This is a genomic window from Streptomyces sp. NPDC026538, assembly GCF_055567535.1.
In genome coordinates this window covers 234,171-248,358 of record NZ_JBVHQG010000001.1, presented here as the reverse complement: position 1 = coordinate 248,358, position 14,188 = coordinate 234,171, and the positions used below count along the sequence as shown (strand labels likewise).

The 14,188-nt window shown below is 72.3% G+C and carries 12 protein-coding genes and 2 pseudogenes; 9 read left to right on the top strand and 5 right to left on the bottom strand.

Annotated features, from left to right (window positions below; all coding sequences use genetic code 11):
- The first annotated feature begins 9 nt into the window (after positions 1-9).
- Both ACZ4N4_RS01175 and ACZ4N4_RS01170 read left to right on the top strand, forming a co-directional pair.
- Positions 10-690 (top strand): class I SAM-dependent methyltransferase, encoded by a 681-nt coding sequence (locus ACZ4N4_RS01175; protein ID WP_467585254.1) that lies wholly within the window; start codon positions 10-12, stop codon positions 688-690.
- 110 nt (positions 691-800) lie between these two features.
- Positions 801-1,277 carry a DoxX family protein gene (locus ACZ4N4_RS01170; protein ID WP_467583088.1) on the top strand — a complete coding sequence of 159 codons (477 nt, stop codon included), beginning with the start codon at positions 801-803 and terminating at the stop codon, positions 1,275-1,277.
- Between the two features lie 103 nt (positions 1,278-1,380).
- Here ACZ4N4_RS01170 and ACZ4N4_RS01165 read toward each other — a convergent pair whose 3' ends face one another.
- Complete coding sequence (locus tag ACZ4N4_RS01165) at positions 1,381-1,998, bottom strand: RNA-binding S4 domain-containing protein (protein ID WP_467583085.1); 618 nt, start codon at positions 1,996-1,998, stop codon at positions 1,381-1,383.
- Positions 1,999-2,051: 53 nt separating this feature from the next.
- On the opposite strand from ACZ4N4_RS01165, the gene ACZ4N4_RS01160 reads away from it, so the two are divergent.
- Positions 2,052-2,840 (top strand): uracil-DNA glycosylase, encoded by a 789-nt coding sequence (locus ACZ4N4_RS01160; RefSeq protein WP_467583082.1) that lies wholly within the window; start codon positions 2,052-2,054, stop codon positions 2,838-2,840.
- 737 nt (positions 2,841-3,577) lie between these two features.
- On the opposite strand, the pseudogene ACZ4N4_RS01155 reads toward ACZ4N4_RS01160, so the two are convergent.
- Together ACZ4N4_RS01155 and ACZ4N4_RS01150 are read right to left on the bottom strand one after the other, a co-directional pair.
- Positions 3,578-4,369 (bottom strand): annotated as a pseudogene (locus ACZ4N4_RS01155) (LamG domain-containing protein); the annotation flags it as partial.
- Positions 4,370-4,481: 112 nt separating this feature from the next.
- Positions 4,482-5,156 carry a GntR family transcriptional regulator gene (locus tag ACZ4N4_RS01150; RefSeq protein ID WP_450762797.1) on the bottom strand — a complete coding sequence of 225 codons (675 nt, stop codon included), beginning with the start codon at positions 5,154-5,156 and terminating at the stop codon, positions 4,482-4,484.
- Between the two features lie 265 nt (positions 5,157-5,421).
- Between ACZ4N4_RS01150 and ACZ4N4_RS01145 the strand changes: the two genes are divergently transcribed.
- Together ACZ4N4_RS01145 and ACZ4N4_RS01140 are read left to right on the top strand one after the other, a co-directional pair.
- Complete coding sequence (locus ACZ4N4_RS01145) at positions 5,422-6,879, top strand: NCS1 family nucleobase:cation symporter-1 (RefSeq protein ID WP_467583079.1); 1,458 nt, start codon at positions 5,422-5,424, stop codon at positions 6,877-6,879.
- Between the two features lie 5 nt (positions 6,880-6,884).
- Positions 6,885-7,610, top strand: coding sequence for an aspartate/glutamate racemase family protein (locus ACZ4N4_RS01140; protein WP_467583076.1), 726 nt, complete (start codon positions 6,885-6,887; stop codon positions 7,608-7,610).
- A 72-nt stretch (positions 7,611-7,682) separates the two neighbouring features.
- On the opposite strand, the gene ACZ4N4_RS01135 is transcribed toward ACZ4N4_RS01140, so the two are convergent.
- Positions 7,683-8,141, bottom strand: coding sequence for a GNAT family N-acetyltransferase (locus ACZ4N4_RS01135; protein WP_467583073.1), 459 nt, complete (start codon positions 8,139-8,141; stop codon positions 7,683-7,685).
- Positions 8,142-8,764: 623 nt separating this feature from the next.
- On the opposite strand from ACZ4N4_RS01135, the gene ACZ4N4_RS01130 reads away from it, so the two are divergent.
- The 4 genes and pseudogenes from ACZ4N4_RS01130 (at position 8,765) to ACZ4N4_RS01115 (ending at position 12,051) form a co-directional block, all read left to right on the top strand.
- Entirely contained in the window at positions 8,765-10,621 is a 1,857-nt protein-coding gene (locus tag ACZ4N4_RS01130; RefSeq protein ID WP_467583070.1) for an FUSC family protein, read from the top strand.
- A gap of 137 nt (positions 10,622-10,758) precedes the next feature.
- Positions 10,759-10,986 (top strand): annotated as a pseudogene (locus tag ACZ4N4_RS01125) (amidohydrolase); the annotation flags it as partial.
- An 86-nt stretch (positions 10,987-11,072) separates the two neighbouring features.
- Complete coding sequence (locus ACZ4N4_RS01120; protein ID WP_467583067.1) at positions 11,073-11,717, top strand: DUF899 domain-containing protein; 645 nt, start codon at positions 11,073-11,075, stop codon at positions 11,715-11,717.
- A 157-nt stretch (positions 11,718-11,874) separates the two neighbouring features.
- Positions 11,875-12,051, top strand: a complete 177-nt coding sequence (locus ACZ4N4_RS01115) for a hypothetical protein (RefSeq protein WP_467583063.1) — start codon at positions 11,875-11,877, stop codon at positions 12,049-12,051.
- 128 nt (positions 12,052-12,179) lie between these two features.
- Here ACZ4N4_RS01115 and ACZ4N4_RS01110 read toward each other — a convergent pair whose 3' ends face one another.
- A complete protein-coding gene (locus ACZ4N4_RS01110) occupies positions 12,180-14,042 on the bottom strand; it encodes an ABC transporter ATP-binding protein (protein WP_453574121.1) in 1,863 nt (620 codons plus the stop codon).
- Between the last annotated feature and the right edge of the window lie 146 nt (positions 14,043-14,188).

Below are 14,188 nucleotides of genomic sequence, written 5' to 3'. Positions count from 1 at the left end.
ACGATTGAAATGCGGGAGGGGTACGAGGGGACAGGTCCCGGTGCCATCACCCCGGACGGCTGCGCGGTGGAGCTCTACTCGCGGCTGTCCGTCGGCAGCGAGCCGGACATCATCGAGGCGGCGGTCCCGGCCGGCGCCCACATCCTGGAACTGGGCAGTGGCGTGGGGCGGATGACCCACCCGCTCCTGGAACGCGGGTTCGCGGTCACGGCGGTGGACGAGTCGGCGGAGATGCTGGCGCGCGTCCGCGGAGCACACACCGTACACAGCACCATCGAAGGGCTCGACCTGGGCCAGAAGTTCGACGTGGTGATGCTCGCGTCGTTCCTGGTGAACACCGGGGACGCGGAGGTACGCCGGGGCATGCTGCGCACCTGCGTGGCACATGTGGCGGACGGCGGCTGCGTGCTCATCCAACGGGAGGGCGCCGACTACCACTCGAACGTGCCGAGGGAACGGGTCGACCCCAGCGGCTACACGGTACGGATCGCGTCCGTGGAGCCGGCCGGGGACGGGGTGAACTCGGTGCGCGCGGAGTACGAGTTCCCGGACGCGGCCTGGACACAGACGTTCCTGGCCCGGCCGCTCACCCAGGAACAGTTCGAGGAGGCGCTCGCGGAAGCGGGACTGGAGGTGACCGAGTACCTGACCGAGGACGGGGTGTGGGTGAGGGCGGTACCGGCGCCCTAGCGAGAAGCGGCGGGCGGCCGGGAAATCCCGGTGGCGGTCGATGAGTTCTCCGTCGGCGGCGGGTCTACCCCTGTGACAGCAACAGGGACCGCTTCCCCCAGGAGAACCCCATGTCCGAGCCCACTACGTCCGCCTCCCTCGCCGCTCCTGCCGCCCCTGCCGCGGTCCCGGCCCCCGTCGTCGCCGAGTCGGCGACGGCCCGCGGCCGCCGGGCCCGGCTGGGCCTGCGCACGGTGCAGGTGCTGCTCGCCCTCTTCTACGCCGTCGCGAGCGCGCTGCCCAAGCTGATCGCGAACCCGTCGGCCGTCGAATCCTTCGACAGGATCGGCTGGGGCAGCACGGGCATGTACACCATCGGCGCGCTCGAACTGGCCGGTGCCGTCGCCCTGTTGATACCGGTGCTGCAGTCGGTGGCGGCGACGGCACTGAGTGCGCTCATGGTGGGCGCGTTCATCGTCCAGCTCACCGTCTTCGACGGCCAGTACGCGGCGACCCCGCTGATCCTGATCGTGCCGCTGGCCCTGATCGCCTGGGCCCGACGCGGACAGAACGCGCGGCTGTGGGGACTGGTGCGGCCACGGGCATGACACCCCGCCCCGCCGAACGAAAGCGGAGCCGGACCCCGACCCGGCCGAGCCTCGCGCCGCCGGCCTCGGCCAGGCCGAGCCCTGTGGAGTCAGCCCCGGTGGATCACCGTCCGCCGGGGCGTCTGCCGTCCGGTCGGCCCGTTCCGCTCGTTCCGCCCGCGCCCCCCATCCCGCCGAGGCCGCGCAGGCGTTCCAGATCGCGGCGGTCGCGCTTGGTGGGGCGGCCGGTGCCGCGGTCGCGCAGGCCGACGGGGACGAAGGCCCCGCGGGGCGGAGGCGGCGGCGAGTTGTCGACGTAGCACTGGGCGGCCACCGGGGCGCCGACCCGCTTGCGGATCAGGCGCTTCACGATGACGATCCGCTCCCGCCCCTCCTGGCGCAGCCGCACCTCGTCACCGACGCGCACGGAGTAGGCGGGCTTGACCCGTTCGCCGTTCACCTGGACGTGCCCGCCCCGGCAGGCGGTGGCTCCCATCGAGCGCGTCTTGATCAGGCGCACGGCCCAGATCCAGCTGTCGATCCGCACGTTCTCACCGGGAGCGGGCCCCGCGGCTTCGGCGGCGGCGATGGCCGCGGCGACGGCGGCGGGGTCGAGGTCCGAGCCGGACTCGGGGGCCTGGGCGGCAGGCGCCTCGGTGCCCTCGGCAGGCCCGCCCGGGACAGGGGCTCCCGTCCCACCGCTCTCGCGCTCCCTGCTCTCACCCGTGTCCTCAGAAGCCATGCCCCGACCTTAGCCCTCCGAGTCGAGAGGAACGGAGCCGATTTCCCGGATGCATGTGGCCCGATCGCGTCGACCGGATCGGTCCGGCACGGTCAGGTCCGCGCGGCTCTACCGTTGACCTTGTGCACCATCCTCCCTCCCCTCCCCCCTCCCCGCCCACCCCCCTCGACCGCCTCGACCAGCGGGTCAGTGCCTGTCGGGCCTGCCCTCGCCTGGTCGCCTGGCGCGAGGAGGTGGCGCGTACCAAGCGCGCCGCGTTCGCCGAGTGGACGTACTGGGGCCGTCCCGTCCCCGGCTTCGGGCCGCCCGACGCCCCGCTGCTGATCATCGGCCTCGCCCCGGCCGCGCACGGCGGCAACCGCACCGGCCGGATGTTCACCGGCGACCGCTCCGGCGACGTGCTGTACCAGGCGCTGTACGACGTCGGCCTCGCCTCGCAGCCGACGTCGGAGCGCATCGACGACGGTCTGGAGCTGTACGGCGTGCGCATCACCGCGCCCGTTCACTGCGCCCCGCCCGACAACAAACCGACCCCCGAGGAGCGCGACACCTGCCGGTCCTGGCTGGTCGAGGAGCTGACCTTGCTGCGGCCGACGGCGCGCGCCGCCGTCGTCCTCGGCGCCTTCGGCTGGCAGGCCACGCTGCCCGCGTTGGCCGCGGCCGGCTGGAGCGTGCCCCGGCCCCGGCCGGCCTTCGCCCACGGCACCCGGGTCGACCTCGACGGACTGGACCTCTTCGGTTGCTTCCACGTCAGCCAGCGCAACACCTTCACCGGCCGCCTCACCCCCGAGATGCTTCGCGATGTGCTGGCGACGGCGGCGGAGGCGGCCGGGCTGCGGTGACGGGCGGCGGGCGGGCGGGCTTCGGGCTTCGGGCTGCGGGCTGCGGGCTGCAGGCTGCAGGCTATGCGGGCCGCCGCCACCGGGCGGTCGGTGACCGGGTGGGTGCCGGTGGACGCGGAGGAATTGACGCTCCAGCGGTAGCGCGAGAACGCACCGGTGGCGTCGGCGGCGTAGAACATCATGTGGCCGACGCCGACACCCTGGAAGCTCTCGCCGTCCACGTTGCTGACCATGCGGGTGTCGGGGTACTGCGGGTAGTTGCTCAGGCCATACACCCCGTGCGGGTCGGAGGTGCAGTCGATGATCTCGACGGCGTACTGGGTCTCGTCCGGGAAGTCGGCGACCCCGCTGAAGACCCCCTTGACCTCACGGACCACCACGATGTGCCCGGTGCTCTCGGCGTCCTGCCCGTTGTAGTCGACCGCGATCAGATCGCCCGGCCGTAGGTCGGTGACCTTGCGGACGGGACGGAAGCGCGGGCCGCCGGTGTTCTGCAGGAAGGCCGCGCAGTAGTTGGCGGCCTCCGGGCCCCTCTGCTGGAAGTACCGGAGGAAGTAGGCGTCGGTCGCCCACCCGTAGGTGTGTCTGAGCAGCGCCGTGACGAAGGAAGCGCAGCGTGCCCGGGCCACCCAGCTCGCCAGGTCGTCCGGGCGGCCCCAGCCGACGGTCGCCGTCGCGTTCGTCAGATAGACGTTGTTGGCGCGTGCCGTGGCGCCGCTGACCAGGGCGACCTCGGCGGCGCTCAGGGCGCGGCCGTAGGCGCGGACGTCGTTGATCGCGCCCCTGAAGCGGTTGACGTAGCCGCCGTCCCAGCGGGCCCGGCCGATGCTGAAGCCGTGGGGCGCGGCCCAGCACAGGGTCGTGTCGGCGCTGCCCTCGAGTACGCCGTTCACATACAGCCGGGCGCGGGTGCCGTCCCAGACACCCGTGAGGTGGGTCCAGACGCCGGTCCTGGTGACGGGCGTGGCGGCCAGTGCGGAGACCTCGGCGCGCTGGTCCTCGCTGCGCACCTTGAAGGCCCAGGTCCCGGCCGTGTCGTCGTACTGGAGCAGGAAGCGGCTGACGCGGCCGCCGTCCTGGCTGACGGCCGTGTACATGTTGGTCAGCACGGCGTCGTCGGCCAGCCGGACCCAGGCCGCGACCGTGAACGGGGCCGTGGTGTCCAGCACCGAGCCGGTGGCCGCGTAGGCACCGGAGGAGCCGTCGAAGCTCAGCTCACCGCCGGCCCGCAGAGTGCTCCAGGCCGCCCCCGAGCCCAGGGTGACGGGATGCTCAAGGCCGGAGCGGTCGGTGCCGGAGCCGTCCAGCGGCCAGTGCCCGGCCAGTCCCGTCGGCAGATGGCCGGCCGCCAGCAGGCGCTGGTACCGCACCAGTTGCTCGGCCTCGGTCAGATGCGGTAGGGCGACCGGGGTGAACGGCGTGTCCAGCGGAGTGTCGGCCGCGACGGTCCCCGCGGCCGCCGCCAGGCCGCCCACCGCGCCCGTCCCCACGACTGCGGCTCCGCTCGACGGCCCCCGGCTGTTCACCATGGTCGTGCCTCCCCGTGTCGTCCGATCGGATCCGTTCCGATCATCACCGATGAGGAGAAATCTAGGAGATCCCCGTCCGAACTGGTGTTCCTGTGGACAACCCGATGCGAGGTCAGGGCCGCTGCTCGGTCTCCTCACCGAAGAGGTGCCGTACCGTCGACCGGTAGTTGGCCTGGACGTGGCCGAGGGCGCGGGCGCGGGCGCGGTCCGGGTCGCCGGAGGCGATCGCGTCGTACAGCTCGCGGTGTTCGGTGAGCAGCTGCGGCCACTCCTCGTTCCGTCGGGTGAGCCAGCGCAGCCGGCCGTCGACCGGTTCCATCACCGAGATGAGCAGGCTGTTGCCGGCCAGGGCCAGGATCCGGTCGTGGAAACGGGTGTTGATGTCGGTGATCGTCTCGGCGTCCCCGGTCCGCGTCGCCGTGGCGGCCCGGTCGAGCAGGTCCCGCAGCTCGGCCAGGGCCTGCGGGGTCGCCCGTGCCGCCGCCAGCCCGGCCGCGTACACCTCCAGCGCCTCGCGCAGTTCGAAGAGCTCCTTGACGTCGGTCGGGGTCAGCCGGCGTACGACGGTCCGCCGTGCCGACTCGAAGAGGACGAAGCCCTCGGCGACCAGGGCCCGGATCGCCTCCCGGACCGGCACCCGGGACACCCCGAACCGCTCGGCCAGCTCGCGCTCGACCAGCCGGTCGCCCGGGCCCAGACGCCCCGCGATGATGTCCTGCCGCAGGGTCGCGAGGACGCGCTCGCGCACCGCGCCCAGGGGTTCGATCTTCGTCGTGGGGGATCCCATGAGGCCATCTTCGCCGACCTGAGGGGGCTTTTACGGAGCCGTAACGGGACGGACATCGGTCGGAACGCTTGACGGGAGGACCATGACGACAGTTTGGTATACCAAACGCGCGCATCATTCGGCAGCCACCCTCCGCCCTTCGCCCTCCCCGTAGCCCGTTGCGCCCGGGGTCCTCGTCCCCCCGCGGTCCTCGTAGTTCCCGCACTCCTGATTCCCCCGCGGTCCTCGTAGTTCCCCCGCATTCCTCGTAGTCCCTGGAGGCCCCGTGTCCCTGGCCGACCGCGCCGAAGCCACCGGCGCACCCGCGTTCGTCCCCGACCCCCGGCTCACCAACGAAGACCTCGCCCCCGCCGAGAAGCGGAACTGGAAGGTCTTCGACCTCTTCGCCATGTGGATGTCCGACGTCCACAACCTCGGCAACTACACCTTCGCCGCCGGCCTGCTGGTTCTCGGCATGAACGTCTGGCAGGTCTTCACCTCCCTCCTCGTCGGCTTCGTGCTCATCTACGTCGGCATGAACTGGATGGGGCGGATCGGCCAGCGCCACGGCGTGCCGTTCCCGGTGGTCAGCCGGATCAGCTTCGGCGTCTGGGGCGCCAACATCCCGGCCCTGATCCGGGCCGTGATCGCCATCATGTGGTACGGCATCCAGACCTATCTGGCGTCCGTCGCCGTCAACGTGATGCTGCTGGCCGCCTGGCCCGGCCTGGAGTCCTGGACGCACCACTCCTTCCTGGGCCTGGACGCGCTCGGCTGGATCTCCTTCGTCTCCCTCTGGCTGATCCAGGCGGCGATCATCAGCCGGGGCATGGAGACGATCCGCAAGTTCCAGGACTTCTGCGGCCCCGCGATCTGGCTGGTCATGATCGCGCTCGCCGTCTGGATCCTGGCCAAGGCCCACTGGACCATCTCGCTCACCTCCACCCCGCACCCGGTGTCGGCCGGCGAGCAGTGGCGGCAGTGGTTCGGCGCGATCGGCCTGATCCTCGCCACCTACGGCACGCTGATGCTCAACTTCTGCGACTTCTCCCGCTTCGCACCCGACTACCGCACCGTCCGCCGCGGCAACTTCTGGGGCCTGCCCGTCAACTCGACGGCCTTCGTGGTCGTCTCGGTGATCGTCACGGCCGGCTCGCTGGAGGTCTTCGGCGAGGCCATCACCGACCCCGCCGAACTGGTCGCCAAGGTCGGCAACACCTGGGTCCTGGTCGTGGCCGCGCTGACCTTCGCGGTCGCCACCATGGGCGTCAACATCGTCGCCAACTTCGTCTCACCGGCGTACGACCTGGCCAACGTCTGGCCGCAGAAGATCAGTTTCCGGGTCGGCGGCATGATCAGCACGGTCGCCGCGCTGGTCGTCACCCCCTGGAACCTCTTCTCCAACCCCACCGTCGTCAACTACTTCCTCGGCGGCCTCGGCGCCTTCCTGGGCCCGCTGTTCGGCGTGATCATGGTCGACTACCACTGGGTCAAGCGCGGCAAGGTGGACGTCGAGAAACTGTTCGACGCGACGCCGGGATCGCCGTACCACTATCGCAAGGGCGTCAACCCCAAGGCGCTGTGGGCGTTCCTGCCGTCGGCGGCGGTCGCGGCGGTGCTCGCGCTGGTGAAGACGTTCAGCGCGGTGGCGCCGTACTCCTGGTTCATCGGTACGGCGCTGGCCGCCGGACTGTACGCGGCGCTCTGCCGCACCGACCGGGCCGTCGCACCCCTGGAGGCCTGACGACCGTGCGGATCGTCGTCACCAACTGCAACTCCACGCAGGAGATGACCGAGGAGATCGTACGAGGTGCCCGGGCCGCCGCAGGCCCGGGCACCTCCGTGACCGGTCTGACCCCGACCTGGGGCCCCGAGTCTGCGGAGGGCTGGCTCGACAGCTACCTCTCGGCCGCGGCCGTCATCGACACGCTGCGGACCTACCACGGCCCGCCGTACGACGCGGTGGTCATGGCCGGTTTCGGCGAGCACGGGCGGGAGGGCGTACGGGAGCTGGTGGACGTACCCGTCGTCGACATCACCGAGGCCGCGGCCCACCTGGCCTGTCTGCTGGGCCGCCGCTACGGCGTCGTCACCACCCTGGAGCGGTCGCGCGGACAGATCGAGGACAGCCTGGAGACGGCCGGCGTGGCCCGCAACTGTGCGGCCGTGACGAGCACCGGACTGGGCGTCCTCGACCTCGCCGGGGACCCCGGGCGCACGGAGACGGCGTTCCTCGCGGCGGCCGAACGTGCCCGGGACGCCGGCGCCGAGGTCCTGGTCCTCGGCTGCGCCGGGATGACCGGGCTGCAGCGTGCGGTGGGGGAGAAGCTCGGGCTTCCGGTGGTCGACGGCGTCGGCGCGGCGGTGAAGCTGGCGGAGTCGCTGGTGGCGCTGGGTCTCACGACCAGCCGGGCGGGCAGTTACGCGAAGCCGTTGCCGAAGCGACGGGCGTGGGGTGCGGCCGGGTCCGCATAGCGGGCACGGCGCGATGAACTCACGCTCTTCGGAGCCACGGCACGGCATCGGCGGCGGGGCCGGTACACGGGGTCAGGGTCGCCAGACGTAGCGCACATCCGGCTCCCGCTCCTCGTTCCCGCTGCCGTCGGTGTACTCGACGGCGACGAAACCGTGCCGCTCGTAGAACCGGTGGGCGGGCTTGTTGACCTGGAACGTCCAGAGCGTGAGCCCCTGCGGGGAGCGCTCCTTGGCCAGCGAGACGAACCGGTCACCGACACCCCGCCCCCGCCACTCGGGAGCCAGGTACAACTGGGACAGCAGATCCCCCGCGAGCACCATCACGCCCACGACGCGACCGTCCACCTCCGCGAGCCAGGTCTCCCGCTCCGGCACCACGACATCCCGGAAGTACGCACGCACCTCGTCGTCGGAGCGCCCCCGGACGACGGTGGGCAGGGCCGCGGAGTACGACCGCAGCCAGACGTCGGCGACCGCGCCGGCATCCGGTCCGACCGCCCGGCGCAGTACGGCCGCCTCACCCGCGCTCACGCGGGCGCCCCGTCGGGCACGACGTCCGTGGCTGTAACCCCCACCACCTGACCGGCGCCTCCGGGGCAGGCCACACCGATGAGCTTCCCCTCGGCATCCAGCGGAACGGAACCGGCCGGGGACGTGAGCCGCGTGCCGGCCTTGCTGACCGACACGTAGGAGCAGGCGCGCGGCGGGACGAGTCCCGAGGCGGTGTTGGTGCGTTGGACCACTGGATCTCCTGGAGTGTCCTGGATCAAAGACGGACAGCCTCCCGATCGTCCTCCCTCGCCCCAGCGGTCCGCACACGAATTTCCCTGCCGTTCCTGGAGAAGCAGCTCGTCGATCTCAGCACGGGTTCTCAAGTCTGCCGGCGTGGGACGACGGGCGGCTCTCCACGACCCGGGGGCCGGCCGGCTACGCCCCCGGGCCCGTGCCCGTTCTTCGTGTCCCGTTCTTCGTGTCCCGTTCGTCGTGAAATTGCGTTCATAAAGAACACGGCTCTTCGCCCCACTTGTCACCCCTCGGAAATACGAACGGGCCTTTCCGTACGGGAACACGATCTACGGTGGGAACACCGAAGCCGACAACCCGGCCACCGTCGTCCGAAGGCACACCCCCGCCCTCGCCCGGACAGGAGCCCCGTGTCCCCTCGTATCGCCCTGCCGCCCTGGCTCGCCCACGCCCTGCGCACCCAGCGTGGGCCCGTGCCCTGGAGCGCCGTGACGAGAGGGGCGCTGGCCGCCGGGCCGTTGCTGCTCGCCGCGGTCGTGCTCCACCACACCTCCCTCGGAGTCGTCGCCGCCATCGCCGCGATGCTCGCCGGGATCAACGACCGGCCGGGCAGCCGACGGGCCGCCGTACGCCGGCTCGGGGCGCCCGCGGCGGCCGGGGCCGCGGGGCTGCTCACCGGGACCTACGGCGGCGAGCACCTCACCGCCGTACCCCTGACCCTGCTGCTCACCGGGCTTGGGCTGGTCGCCGGCGGGATGAGCGCCGTCGGGCCGGTCGCCTCCGGGGCCGGGACGCAGTTACTGGTCGCCGCCGCCATCGGCGCCGGGATGCCGGTCGCCGAAGCGGGCTGGCAGCGAGCCCTCGCCTTCCTCGCCGGAGCCGGCTGGCTGCTGGTGCTGCGGCTCGCCCTGCCCACCCCGGGCGCCCTCGCCGGCGACTACCGCTTCGACGGGGAACGGGACGCCGTCGCCGCCGTGTACGACGCCGTCGCCGACCTGCTCGATGCCGTCGGCAGCGAGGCCGCCCTCGGCCGGCGCAAGGCGCTGAGCACCGCGCTCGACCACGCCCAGGACGCGCTCACCGGGCCCCGGTTGCGGCGGCACGCCAGTTCCGCCGCCGAGCGCCGACTGCACGCGCAGTACACCGCCGCGCTGCCCCTCGCCGAGGCGGCCACCGCCCTCGCCTGGGCGGAGGAGCCGATATCCGAGCGGGCGGCCGAGGGGCCCCGGCGGCTCGCCGTCGCGGTCCGGGAAACCGGCGGTACCGGTCCGCTGCCCGCGCCGTCCCGGTCGGCGCCCGCCCTGCGTGCCCTCGATGACGCGCTGCTGCGCGCCGCCGAGGCCTTCGACCGGGCCGAGGGCGCGGAGCACCGGCCGCCGGCCCGGCGCCGCAGCCCGAAGGAGGTGCTGCGGGCCGCGCTCGGCAGCGGCGGCCGGGAGTACGGGCTGCGGGTCGCCCTCTGCTTCGGGGCCAGCGCCGCCATCGCACAGGCCCTGCACCAGGCCCGCTGGTACGGCCAGCACCAGCACTGGTACTGGCTGCCCGCCACCGCCGTCTTCCTCGTCAAGCCCGACCTCGGACCGCTCGCCTCCCGGGTGCTGTGCCGGGCCGCCGGGACTGTGCTCGGCGCCCTCGTCTTCGCGGGCTTCGCCGCCGTACTGCCCCGGCCCGAGGGGCTCATCGCGCTGGTCGCCGTCTGCGGAGCGGCCATCCCGGTGTCCACCCGGCACTTCGCCGCCCAGACCGCCGCCGTGACCGTCCTGGTGCTCGCCCTGGTCATGGTCGGCGGCGAACCGCAGGCCTCCGTCAGCCGCATCGGCGAGACCCTGCTGGCCTGCGCGATCGTGCTGATCGTGGGGCATCTGCCGATGGCCGGGAAACAGGGCGGCGGGGTACGGGCCCGGCTTGCGGCGGCCGGGCGGGCCGCGCACGCCTATCTCGGCCACGTACTGAGCGAGTCCGACGACCGCGGCGAACGCTGGGCCCTGCGCCGCGAGGCCTACCGCACCCTCGCCGAGGCCCGCACCACGATCGCCCTCGCCGCCGCCGAACTCCCCGCCCTCGCCCGGCACACCGAGGGCACGGACGCGGTGGCCGCCGTACTCGAACGGCTTGTGGACACGACCACCGCGTGCGCCGTGCACCTCGACGAGACAGGGCACCTCACCGCCCGGCACGCCCGGCAACTCGAAGACCTGGCAGCCGAGTTGGAGCGCGGCGGGCAACGGCTCGGGCTCGCGGTGCCGCGGATGCCGGTCGCGGTGTAGCGAACCTCGGCCGCGCCGTACGTCTCGGCGCTCGAACCGCACATACCGGTGCGCTGGTCCCACCCCGGCGCTCCGCGGAGCGCCGCCGGGCCGGTACGCGACAGCGGGCAGGACAGGATGCGCGGTTCGGCTCACACGGCCCGACGACCTTGCCCTACGTCGGGGCGATGAGCGCCACGCTCGTGCACAGCGCCCGTCCGACCGACGTCCGCACGACGATCGTCGACGGCCGTGTCCTGACGAGCGACCGAGAGCTGCTCACCCTCGATGTGCGTGCCGTGGTCAGGGAGTTGGGAAAACGGCTGCCCGCACTCGTCGACCGCAGCCGGGGCCGGCGCATCCAGGAGTACGACACCCGACGGTGACGCCGAAAAAAATCTTCGGCCGCGCCGATGAGTTCTTCTCCCGCCGACGGTCACCACCCGGAACCGACCGTCGTACAGGAGGGCCCATGTCGCTTCCGGAGATCGTCTCGCGTGAGCGGTGGCGTGCCGCGCGTGAGGAGTTACTGCTCAAGGAAGAGGCGCTCACGCGCGCGCGGGACGTGCTCAACGCCGAGCGGCGCCGGCTCCCGATGGTCGAGGTGGACCCCGAGTACGTGTTCGAGGGCGGCGACGGCAAGGTCACCCTGCTCGACCTCTTCGAGGAGCGCGCCCAACTGATCGTCTACCACTTCATGTTCGCCCCGGAGTGGGAGGCCGGCTGTCCCAACTGTTCGGCGTTCCTGGACCAGATCGGCCACCTCGCCCATCTGCGGGCGCGCGGCACCTCGTTCGCGGCGGTGTCCCGGGCGCCGTTCACCAGGATCCTGCCGTTCAAGGCGCGGATGGGCTGGACGCTGCCCTGGTACTCCTCCTACCACAGCGACTTCAACCGCGACTTCGGGGCGACCCTCGTGGTCGACGACGAATCGGTCGAACGGCCCGGGATCAGCTGCTTCCTGCGGGAACACGACCGGGTCTTCCACACCTACTCCGCTCACGGCCGGGGCCTCGACGGACTCGGCTCGACCAGCTCCCTGCTCGACCTGACGGCACTGGGCCGGGTGCCCGCGGGCAGCGACCGGGTGCGCTATCACGACGAGTACGAGGACTGACACAAGCGGTCACGAAGGTGGCCGAAAGTCAACGGACTCTCACCCTCCGCGCCGGTGACGTGTCGGCTATGTCTCAGTACCGTCACCGGGCGAGCCATTCGTGTTCTCCAGAGCGTTAACTCCAACAAGTACGACGCACTTCTGGAGGTGCAGGGTGGTGAACGGGCGAACCGTGCTCGAACGCTTTCCCGCAGGCGGACCGCGAGGATCCTGGCCGGCGGAGGAGTTCGCCAACGCGCGGCGACTCGAAGGCATGCCCGCAGAGGTCGTGATGGACCTGGCGACGGACACGTTCCTGGTCATCGTGCGCGGCGGCGACGGAGCACAGGGCTAGTCGAGGACCGGTCCAGGACGACTCGGGGAATGGTCCGGGCCGGCGGGGAACTGGTCGGGGGCGGGCGGGAACTGGTCGGGGGAATGGTCCGGGGCCGGGTGCGGGGCCGGCCGGGGGTCGGGTGCGGGCTAACCCACCTTCCGGGCGGGCACCTTGGCCGTGAACTGGTCCGCCTGGAGCGCGTACAACTCCGCGTAGACACCGCCGTTCGCCAGGAGCTCGTCGGGGGTCCCGGACTCCACGACCCGGCCCTGGTCGAGGACGTGCACCAGATCGGCGTGGCGGACCGACGCCAGCCGGTGGGTGATCAGTACGACGGTCTGCCCGCTGCCCGCCAGCGCGCGGATCTTCTCGAAGACCTCCAGCTCGGCCCGGGCGTCCAGGGCGGCCGTCGGTTCGTCCACGATCAGGATGCGCCCGCGCCGGTAGGCGGCCCGCGCGATGCCCAGTCGCTGCCACTGACCGCCGGACAGCTCGTGCCCGCCGCTGAAGTTGCGGGCCAGCAGGGTGTCCAGGCCGCGCGGCAGGTCCTCGACCACCTCCTCCGCGCCCGCCTCCGAGACCGACCTGGTCAGCCGCTCCTCGGTGAGCGGCGCCGACGAGCGGCCGACGGCCACGTTGACCTTGGCGGTGAAGGGCCAGCGCTTGAAGTCCTGGGCCACCATCGCGATGCGCTCGGCGAGCCGGTGCCGGTCGGCGCGCGCCGCGTCGACCCCGTCCCACAGGATGCGGCCTCCGTCCGGCTGGTACAGCCCCGCCAGCAGCTTGACCAGGGTGGTCTTGCCGGAGCCGTTCTCGCCGACCAGGGCGACGATCCGGCCGAGCGGGAGCGCGAGGGTGACGTCGTCCAGGGCGGGGCGGGTGGCATCACCCGGATAGGTGAACGTGACGTTCTCGAAGCGGATCTCCCGCGGATCCTCCGGAAGCGGTTCGCCGCCGGTCGGGATGGCCCGCTCGGCCGCCTCGACGTACAGCCGCTCCAGATCGCCCACGAACAGCGCCTCCTCGTGCAGCGTGTTGATCTCCAGCACCAGCGTGTTGAGGCTCGCCGAGCCGGTGCGGATCGCGATCACCGCCGTACCGGCCACCGACAGGGCCATCGCCCCGCTCAGCAGCAGCGCGCCCAGCGTCGCGTACGTGGCGACGGTCGCGAGGCCGGTCCAGGCCGCCGCGATCAGGCCGGTGCGGGCGGCGAGCCGGGCCAGCCGGGCCTGCTCCGCCTCCGCCGTCTCCGACATCGCCCGGAAGTGCCGCAGCAGGAAGGGGCCGACGCCGTGCACCCGGATCTCCGGCGCCGCCTCCGGCTCGGTGAGCAGGGAGCTGATCAGATGGCCGGCGCGGGCGTGCTGCACCCAGGTGTGGAACGACTCGTAGCGGCGCCGTGCGATGGTCAAGGCGCCCCACGCGCTCGGGATCGTCATCGTGATCAGCAGCGGCAGCAGGGCCGGGTGCAGCACGGTCAGCACACCGGCAGCGGCGATCAGCGAGATCATCGCGTTCACCACGCGCGTCCCGTACATGATCATGCGGCGGGCGGAGGAGGCGCCGTACTGCGCGGTGTCCAGCAGCTTGTGGAAGGCGTGGTCCTCGATCGCGGCGAGCTCGACGGCCGCCGCACGCTCCAGGTACATCTCGGTCGCCACCCGCTCGACCTTGGGTTCCAGACGGCCCGTCGCGTAGGTGGACGCGGCGCGCAGCAGGGCGGCCAGGAACATCACGGCGGCCATGATCACCAGGGCCGGGGCGGCACCGCGCAGCCGTTCCTCGATGCTGCCGGTGCCGATCAGCCGGCCCAGCACGCTGTTGACGGCCAGCAGGCTCACGGCCTGGGTCACGCCGATGGCCACCTGCGCGGTGAGCACCACACGCGCGGCGCCGGCGTCCGCCTGACGGGCCAGCCGCAGGCTGGACATGAGCATTCCGGGCAGCCGGGTCAGCATCGCGCGGAGGTCCAGCTCCAGGAAGGCGTCCCGGTGCTGGTTCCATCCCATGTCGTAGCGGAGCGGCCCCCCGAACAGCAGCCGCTCCGACTCCGACACCTCGGACGCCGCCGTGTCCCGCCTCTTCGTCACCGAGTTCCTCCCCAGGGCCGTCGACGAACGGCCACTATCGCGGCCACGGCGGCCCCCGGGCAGGG

Bases quoted from the DNA above. Each gene is read 5' to 3' on its own strand.
- ACZ4N4_RS01175 (WP_467585254.1), top strand. From the start codon at position 10: ATGCGGGAGGGGTACGAGGGGACAGGTCCCGGTGCCATCACCCCGGAC.
- ACZ4N4_RS01170 (WP_467583088.1), top strand. From the start codon at position 801: ATGTCCGAGCCCACTACGTCCGCCTCCCTCGCCGCTCCTGCCGCCCCT.
- ACZ4N4_RS01165 (WP_467583085.1), bottom strand. From the start codon at position 1,998: ATGGCTTCTGAGGACACGGGTGAGAGCAGGGAGCGCGAGAGCGGTGGG.
- ACZ4N4_RS01160 (WP_467583082.1), top strand. From the start codon at position 2,052: ATGTGGCCCGATCGCGTCGACCGGATCGGTCCGGCACGGTCAGGTCCG.
- ACZ4N4_RS01150 (WP_450762797.1), bottom strand. From the start codon at position 5,156: ATGGGATCCCCCACGACGAAGATCGAACCCCTGGGCGCGGTGCGCGAG.
- ACZ4N4_RS01120 (WP_467583067.1), top strand. From the start codon at position 11,073: ATGTCGCTTCCGGAGATCGTCTCGCGTGAGCGGTGGCGTGCCGCGCGT.
- ACZ4N4_RS01110 (WP_453574121.1), bottom strand. From the start codon at position 14,042: ATGGGATGGAACCAGCACCGGGACGCCTTCCTGGAGCTGGACCTCCGC.